At 33.9% G+C, this 7,618-nt stretch carries 4 protein-coding genes, 10 tRNA genes and 1 pseudogene; 1 reads left to right on the forward strand and 14 read right to left on the reverse strand.

From position 1 onward, the window contains the following. Positions 1–532: 532 nt before the first annotated feature. Positions 533–1,012 (forward strand): annotated as a pseudogene (locus FD18_RS06100) (transposase); the annotation flags it as partial. A 181-nt stretch (positions 1,013–1,193) separates the two neighbouring features. On the opposite strand, the gene FD18_RS06105 reads toward FD18_RS06100, so the two are convergent. The 14 genes from FD18_RS06105 to FD18_RS06170 form a co-directional block, all read right to left on the reverse strand. Continuing rightward, positions 1,194–3,263, reverse strand: coding sequence for an LTA synthase family protein (locus tag FD18_RS06105; protein WP_057719081.1), 2,070 nt, complete (start codon positions 3,261–3,263; stop codon positions 1,194–1,196). An 84-nt stretch (positions 3,264–3,347) separates the two neighbouring features. Further along, a complete protein-coding gene (locus FD18_RS06110; protein WP_057719082.1) occupies positions 3,348–4,364 on the reverse strand; it encodes a lysylphosphatidylglycerol synthase transmembrane domain-containing protein in 1,017 nt (338 codons plus the stop codon). Continuing rightward, positions 4,364–5,407 (reverse strand): glycosyltransferase family 4 protein, encoded by a 1,044-nt coding sequence (locus FD18_RS06115; RefSeq protein ID WP_057719083.1) that lies wholly within the window; start codon positions 5,405–5,407, stop codon positions 4,364–4,366. Before FD18_RS06115 ends, FD18_RS06110 begins: the two co-directional genes overlap by 1 nt. Next, the gene (locus FD18_RS06120) at positions 5,400–6,566 is read right to left on the reverse strand and encodes a glycosyltransferase family 4 protein (RefSeq protein ID WP_057719084.1); all 1,167 of its coding nucleotides are present in this window, start codon (positions 6,564–6,566) and stop codon (positions 5,400–5,402) included. Before FD18_RS06120 ends, FD18_RS06115 begins: the two co-directional genes overlap by 8 nt. A gap of 114 nt (positions 6,567–6,680) precedes the next feature. Next, positions 6,681–6,764: transfer RNA gene (locus tag FD18_RS06125), tRNA-Leu, on the reverse strand. Positions 6,765–6,795: 31 nt separating this feature from the next. Next, positions 6,796–6,866: transfer RNA gene (locus FD18_RS06130), tRNA-Cys, on the reverse strand. Positions 6,867–6,886: 20 nt separating this feature from the next. Further along, positions 6,887–6,958: transfer RNA gene (locus tag FD18_RS06135), tRNA-Gln, on the reverse strand. 7 nt (positions 6,959–6,965) lie between these two features. Next, a tRNA-His gene (locus tag FD18_RS06140) sits at positions 6,966–7,038 on the reverse strand. A gap of 14 nt (positions 7,039–7,052) precedes the next feature. Further along, a tRNA-Trp gene (locus tag FD18_RS06145) sits at positions 7,053–7,123 on the reverse strand. A gap of 6 nt (positions 7,124–7,129) precedes the next feature. Then, a tRNA-Tyr gene (locus tag FD18_RS06150) sits at positions 7,130–7,211 on the reverse strand. Positions 7,212–7,215: 4 nt separating this feature from the next. Beyond that, positions 7,216–7,288 (reverse strand) — tRNA-Phe (locus FD18_RS06155). A gap of 4 nt (positions 7,289–7,292) precedes the next feature. Continuing rightward, positions 7,293–7,365, reverse strand: a tRNA-Asp gene (locus FD18_RS06160). Between the two features lie 3 nt (positions 7,366–7,368). Further along, positions 7,369–7,442, reverse strand: a tRNA-Met gene (locus FD18_RS06165). A gap of 7 nt (positions 7,443–7,449) precedes the next feature. Next, positions 7,450–7,540: transfer RNA gene (locus FD18_RS06170), tRNA-Ser, on the reverse strand. Positions 7,541–7,618: the final 78 nt, after the last annotated feature.

Here is a 7,618-nt window from a genome sequence, read left to right on the forward strand (position 1 = left end):
TTTTTATTCGCTCTTTTCGCTTGCCTCAAACAGCATGTATTACTTTACAGGCTTTTCTTCTTTTCGTCAACAAGTTTTTAAAAAAAATTGCATTCCCGAATATTAATTTTTTATTTATCTATTATTATCTGGTTTTATTCTCAACATTATTCTATTTGAGCCTGCTAACCATCTTTAAAATTCGGATACAAAAAATATTCTAAGCTAAATAGTGAATTAGTTATTCGACGGAATAATTGATTCACTATTTTTGTTCTCTTGTAGAATTGAAATAGCAGTAAAACAATATGCCATAGACGCTTTAGACACTTGATGTCGTACAAAAAACTGGCAGTTTTGCTTAACATTTTAGTAATCTCTTCGAAGAATGTGGACATTTGATGTCGAGTTTAGAAAATTAGATCTAACTTCCTAAGTAAATAAGTTTTACTACTAGCTTAGGAGATTTAATTATGCAAGTTATATTCGGAATTGATATAAGCAAGTCTACTTCTACTGTCTGTGAATTAATTGGTCAAAGCAAAAATGAAATGATTTAATTTCTAGAATGGTTAAACTGGCTAAATCTTTACCAAATCATGATCTTGAGAATCTAGAAAGTATTCCCGGTTTTGCTCAAACTATTGCTGTTAGAATATTAGCTGAATTAGGTGATATTCGTAGATTTTCTAGCCCAAATAAGATCAATGCTTTTATTGGTATTGATCCAGGACGCTATCAGTCTGGTGAAATGGATGCTAGTTTAATTATTACTAAACACGGTAATGTAAAACTACTTTATCGTGCTATTGAACAAATAGATCTAGCTTCTAAAACTAAGCCATGTCATATAGCAGATTATTATGAAAGCAAAAAGCTATCCTCTCAACCCAAAGGGTTTAAAAAGATAGCTATTGCTTCAATTCATAAATTAATCAGAACTATTTATGCTGTGATTATCAATGAGTACCTATATGATTATGACGTAGCCACATATAACCAAAAAGACTTTGATAGTAATATTTTATTATAGCTCTAAGCTTGTAAAAACGACATGTTTACAGGCTTATTTGTCGTACTTTCTTAAAAAAAGTAATTCGGCCTATATTTACGATACTCAAAAATATAATCTTAAAAATAAAGTCAAATATCTTATTGTACTTGACTTTACGTAGAAAAATCGTGTTAAGCATATTTACTTAACACGATTTTGATTACTTCTTCAATTCTGGCGCATCAGTCTTAAAATCACTTTGTGTTGATTTCTTTCCCTTTTGATACCATAGACTATTTTTACTCTTCTTTTCAGCCTTCTTTAACCTCTTCAGCGATTCTGATTTTTTATACGAATAATTCTTTCTCTTCACATATTTAAAATCATCTGGTCTATAGAAACGCAGCAAATTACCTGTAATTACACGGTCAGATAAAGATAATTCTGTTGTTACAGTATTTGAAATTGATGCCAATTGTGCCTTTACCTTTTTATCTGGATGAGTAATTCGTTTTCCAGATTTAGTATAATAATAGCTTCCTTCTACTCTACTATATTTTGGAGTAATAAAATCTCCATTTCTTTGAGCTACAATCTGAGGAGCATTTTTTGCTAAAAGACTATGACCAAATTGAATCATATTTTGATCATTAATACCTAATAAATTAAATAGAGTTGGTCTAACATCAATTTCTCCCCCATAAGTGTGATTAATCCCGCCTTTAAGACCTGGCATATGAAACATTAGAGGTACACGTTGGAATTGTAGATTATCAAAATTATTAAAACTATCTTTATCCAGCAATTGAGCTGATGCTTTGTGGTGATTCCCAGAAATTCCGTAATGATCTCCATAAAGCATAATCAAAGTATTCTTTTCTAAACCTGATTTCTTTAAATAGCTCATCAATTCCCCAACAGCTTGATCCAAATAATGAGCAGTTTGAACATAACCATCTACTGTCTTATCACCAGTATCAGTTTTATCGATAGATTGGTTTTTCTTATCTAAATCATAAGGATAGTGATTAGTTACCGTAATCATTTTTAGATAAAATGGCTGTGGTAAATGCTCCATGTATTTAATAGATTGCTCAAAAAATAGCTTATCTTTTATTCCATACCCTAAATAATAGCCTTTTTTATTCTGATAATAAGACAATGGCATGAAGTAATCATATCCAAAAGATTTATATGCATTATCGCGATTCCAAAATGATCCTGCTCCACCATGCATAACCGCACTAGTATAACCACCCTTTTGATCTAAGATAGCAGGTGCACTTTCAAAAGTATTAGACGTTCCATAACTGGACATTGCCGAACCTGACTGTAACCCAAAAATAGAATTTTCCAGCATCATTTCAGCATCTGAAGTTTTTCCTTGTCCTACTTGATTAAAGAAATTATCAAAACTAATCGTATCGTTAGCATGATAAAGTTTGTTCAAGTTTGGTGTAACTTCTTTTCCATCCCACTTATAATCAATTAAAAACTGTTGGAAACTTTCTAAGTGAATAACTAATACATTTTTATTTTTAGCTACACCATAATACTCAGGATTAGGAGCAATATAGTTTTTCTTAATATACGATTGAACAGTCTTTAAATCACTATGATTAGCTTTAGCCATAATAGCATTATTCTGCGCAGTTTTTACGCCATCGTATACAGCAAAAGCATTTAATCCCAAATATTTAACAATGTAATTATTATCGAAAGTTCGAGTTAAAAGACCAGAGCGATCTTTTTGGGCCATAGTCAGATTGGTACCAATTAATACTACAGCTAACCCTTCAATTAAAAGTGATACCTTTAGCTTCAATCGGCGAACATCAATTTTAAAAACTTTGAAAGCTATTAATAAAACAATAATAACTACATCCAAAAATACTAAAAAATCAGTACCTTTTGTAATTCCAGCGATACTTTTTCCTAGATTATCTGAAGTAGATCCTGAAGTTTTAATAATCGATGTCGATAGAAAATCAGAAAATTCTCGGTAATATAAGATATTTGAAAATAACCACAAGGATAAAAGAAAATCAATTATGACCATAATCCAGTAAGATTTCCTACCCTTAAAGAATAACCCAATTCCAATCAATAAAATTGCTGTCGGTAGCGGATTAATCAATAGCAAAAATTTTTGCATTGGACCTACTACACCTAAATTAAACTTAGTTATATATGTTAAGTATGTCTTTATCCAAAAAAATACAACAACTACAGTGAAAAAGCCTAATTTAGTTTTAGTTAACCAATTGTATGATGCTTTTAGGCGTCCCATCTAAGTCCTCCTCAACTTTGTTCTTTCATGATATTACTACTAAAAAATAGTTTTGATAAATTAAAATAGTAAATTTAAGGAATTTTAATGACTTTTTACTTTCTTAGGCTTGAATAACCAACCAAATATTCCTAAAATCATCCCAAAAAAGTAAGTGGTAAAGCGCCACAAAAACATTCCTAGAGTTAACAAGATATTTGAATGAATAAAAGTAGAAAATAAAGTTTGAAAACTAAACTCCGCTCCACCAGACGCTCCTGGAATTGGAACAATTGCCATGAACATAATAATCATAATATTCATTTGCGTAACTTCTAGCCAAGACGGAGTTAAGTTCAAAGCTAATAAAATCAAATACGGAATTGAATAGAAACATAGCAATTGCCCAACGGTTAAAATACTCGCTCCAAGTAGCTTCTTCTTTTCACGCTTTAGATGTTGACCTTCTGCATAAAAAGTTTCAATTTTTTCCCTAGTATTCTTACGCCATTTTTCAACAGTATTTTTATTTATAAACTTTTCTAATATATTCATCAGCCAGTTTGTTGTATTTTTAGTCCAACGATAGGCAAACATAATGGCTAAGAGAAAGATTATTGAACTAACATGAAGTACAAAACCAAACAAAATAAATAAGGCTAAGCCGGAAAATTTAGTTACTACCATATGAAATCCAAAGATAATTGTTGAAACATACGCAAATAAAACACAAATTTGATAAATTATAAATTTCATTAGCAAAATAGAGGTTGCTCTCCCGCCCTCTATTCCCATTTGAATCATAGCTACTAATTGAGAGGGCTGCCCTCCAGTAGACAAAGGTGTTATGGCATTAAAAAGAGCCTGAATAATTGGAATTCTAAAGAAGGACCACGCAGATCTATGTACTTCGCCTTTTTTATGTTCCAAAATCCAAATAATTGCAGCTTCACAAACATAAGACAGAATCATTACAAATAAAACTAGCAATAAAAAAGTTATATTTAACTTCTTACCTGCTGCCCATAATTCTTTAATGGGGGTTTTTCTTAATTCCTGCCAAATAACGAAACCACTAATTAAAAGAACAACCAGCATCCCTATAAAATGTTTTTTGTTCATTATTTGATTTGTCCTAACTTTCTACCAATTTCATATTGTTCCATGTAAAAATCATGCCATATCTTAGCAAGATGCTCCTCTGAATATTCTTGACTAGCCTGAGCAGATAAATCACGATATTTCTTTAGCTTATCTGGATTTGATCGTAGAGATTTTATTTGAGCATTTAGCTCATCAAAACTTTTTCCCTTCATGTAATAGCCATCAATAATCGCTTGATATAGATCTAAGTCTCGTAGTAAAACTGGAGTATTACATGAAAAAGCTTCTAAGACAGACATCGGAAACAATTCATCGAAAGATGGTAATAAGAATAGATCAGCAATATTCAAATAACTAACCAATTCTTCGCGTGGTACAATACCAGTAAATTTTAGATTTTTTGGAGGGTTATCAATTAATTTTTTAAAATGAGCATATCCATCAGTCATTTTGCCAAATGAAAAACCACCAGCCCAAATAAATTGAATATCAGGATTAGCTTCTGCTAATTTAGCAAAATCATCTACCCCTTTTCTTTCTTGTACTTGGCCATCACCAACAATTACAAACTTATCTAAAGGAATATTCAATTTATTTCTAAAAGCATTCTTTTGTACCTGAGTTTGTTCATAAAATTCACTTTTTGCTACAAAATTTGGAATATACTTTACTTTCTCTTCACTAATACCGTATTTCACTAATTTATCAATAAAAATTGGATTAACTACTACAATTTGATCCATTCTTTTATAGAAATCAATCACATATTTATAAAAAATACTTTTTGCTGGTTCAGGTAATTTAACTGATCCTTCCAAAGTTTCCGGCAAAAAATGTACATATCCAATTTTTCTACCTCGACTAGGTAAAAAACTATTAGCAAAATATGTTGGATTAATAGTATGATAATGAGTTAAATCACTAGCGCCATACTTATTAATCGTTACATAAAAGTCATCTACTAATCGTGTTCTAAGTAAACGAACAAGTTCTTTATATGCCGAACCTACTCCCTGTCCTTGAACAGAGTCAGCCTGGGAAAACATATTAATTCTAATCATAATTTACCTCAGTTTTTTGTTTATTTTGGATTACATCTTGATAAAATTTTTCTATCTTATGTGCAAACGTAGCTGCTGAAACTTCCGACAATTTCTTCTCTTTTAAATCTTCAGGAATATTAAATTGTTTTTCCTTTAGATAACCAATGATCTCATCTTTCATTTCATTCTTTGTGGTAAATGTACTGCCTAATTTCTTATTGTCAAAAACATGCTCTGTGTAATCTGTACTATACACTACGCTCTTGGTACCAGCTGCTAAAGCTTCAATATATGTTAACCCCTGCGTCTCTGTATCACTAGCTGATACAAATAAATCTGCCATTCGATAATAATTTCCAACGTCACTATGTTCAACGCTACCAGCAAAAATCACATAATCTTCTAATGAAAGCCGAGCCACCTGATCTTTTAATGGTTGTACGTCTGGTCCGTCACCTGCAATCACAAACTTTACATCCGGTTCTTTTTCTAAAATTGCAAGTAATACATCAAGAATTTGATCTATTTTCTTTTCGGCGGCTACACGACTTAAAGTTAAAATAATTTTATCCTTTTTATTAATGCCCAACTCTTTACGTACATCTCGATGAGGATTCTCATTAATTGCCGTTAAATCTACACCAGTAGGAATTACTCGCATTGGAATTGTAACTCCATAACGGGTTAACGTTTCTCTAACTCGTTCACTAGGAGCCACAACTCCATCCATCTTATGCAAATAAGCTTTAGTAATTTGCTTAACATGATATGGCTTCAATAAATGTCCATTTAAAACATAATGTAAATAATCTTCATACATAGTATGGTAAGTGTGAATTGTAGGAATATTCAGCGAATGAGCAACATATTTTCCAATCATTCCCATTCCAAATTCTGTCTGCGTATGAACAATATCTAGTTTTACTTCTTTAGCGATTTTAGTAGCTTGAAAAAGCCCACGCACTGGAATTCTTCTATCAGTAAAAGAAACAAAGGGAACACTACTAACTCTAAAAATATTTGGTTCAATAGTTCCTTTTCCCAAATGGGGATCTGTAGTAGTAAAAATAAAGACAGAATGTCCATCTTTCTCAAGAGCATTCTTTAAAGTCTGGATCGATGTTGCTACCCCAGAAAGCTGAGGAAAATAAGTATCGGTAAATAGCCCAATATTCATGTAAAATACCTCCATTAAAGACCATTATAAAATTAGTAGATAGGAGTTGCAATTTTGGATAAAAAAAAGACGTGAGAATCAACTCACGTCTTTTTGCCAGAATGTCTGAATAAATAGCGGTGATCGGGGTCGAACCGATACGTCCTAGGGGACACCAGATTTTGAGTCTGACGCGTCTGCCAATTCCGCCACACCGCCATAAATGAAATTAATCAGGAAATTCAGGCGAAGGCGGTGATCGGATTTGAACCGATGATTAGGGTTTTGCAGACCCGTGCCTTACCACTTGGCTACACCGCCAACCTCTGATCATTAACAAATTGGGATAGTTGGATTCGAACCAACGCATGATGAAGTCAAAGTCCATTGCCTTACCACTTGGCTATATCCCAATGTTAGGGCGGAATGTGGGGATCGAACCCACGCATGCCGGATCCACAAACCGGTGTGTTAACCACTTCACCAATTCCGCCATAATATTAAAAACAGGGATAGTAGGAATTGAACCCACACTAGCGGTTTTGGAGACCGATGTACTACCTTTATACGATATCCCTATTTAATGGAGGCCAGTGGATTCGAACCACCGAACTCAGAGAGAGCGGTTTTACAGACCGCCGCGTTTAGCCACTTCGCTAGGCCTCCAGAATGGCGCGAGACGGAATCGAACCGCCGACACAAGGAGCTTCAATCCTTTGCTCTACCAACTGAGCTATCGAGCCATTACGGTCCCTACCGGATTCGGACCGGTGATCTCCTCCGTGACAGGGAGGCGTGATAACCCCTACACCAAGGGACCATATTGCGGGAACAGGATTTGAACCTATGACCTTCGGGTTATGAGCCCGACGAGCTACCAGACTGCTCCATCCCGCGATGATTAAGGAGGATGTGGGATTCGGACCCACGCGCGGGCAGAACCCGCCTGACGGTTTTCAAGACCGTTCCCTTCAGCCGGACTTGGGTAATCCTCCAATATACCATCTATAATATGGTAATGACCCGTACGAGATTTGAACTCATGTTACCGCCGTGAAAGGGCGGTGTCTTAA

The sequence above is a fragment of the Lactobacillus taiwanensis DSM 21401 genome, from assembly GCF_001436695.1.
Taxonomy (GTDB): Bacteria; Bacillota; Bacilli; order Lactobacillales; family Lactobacillaceae; genus Lactobacillus; species Lactobacillus taiwanensis.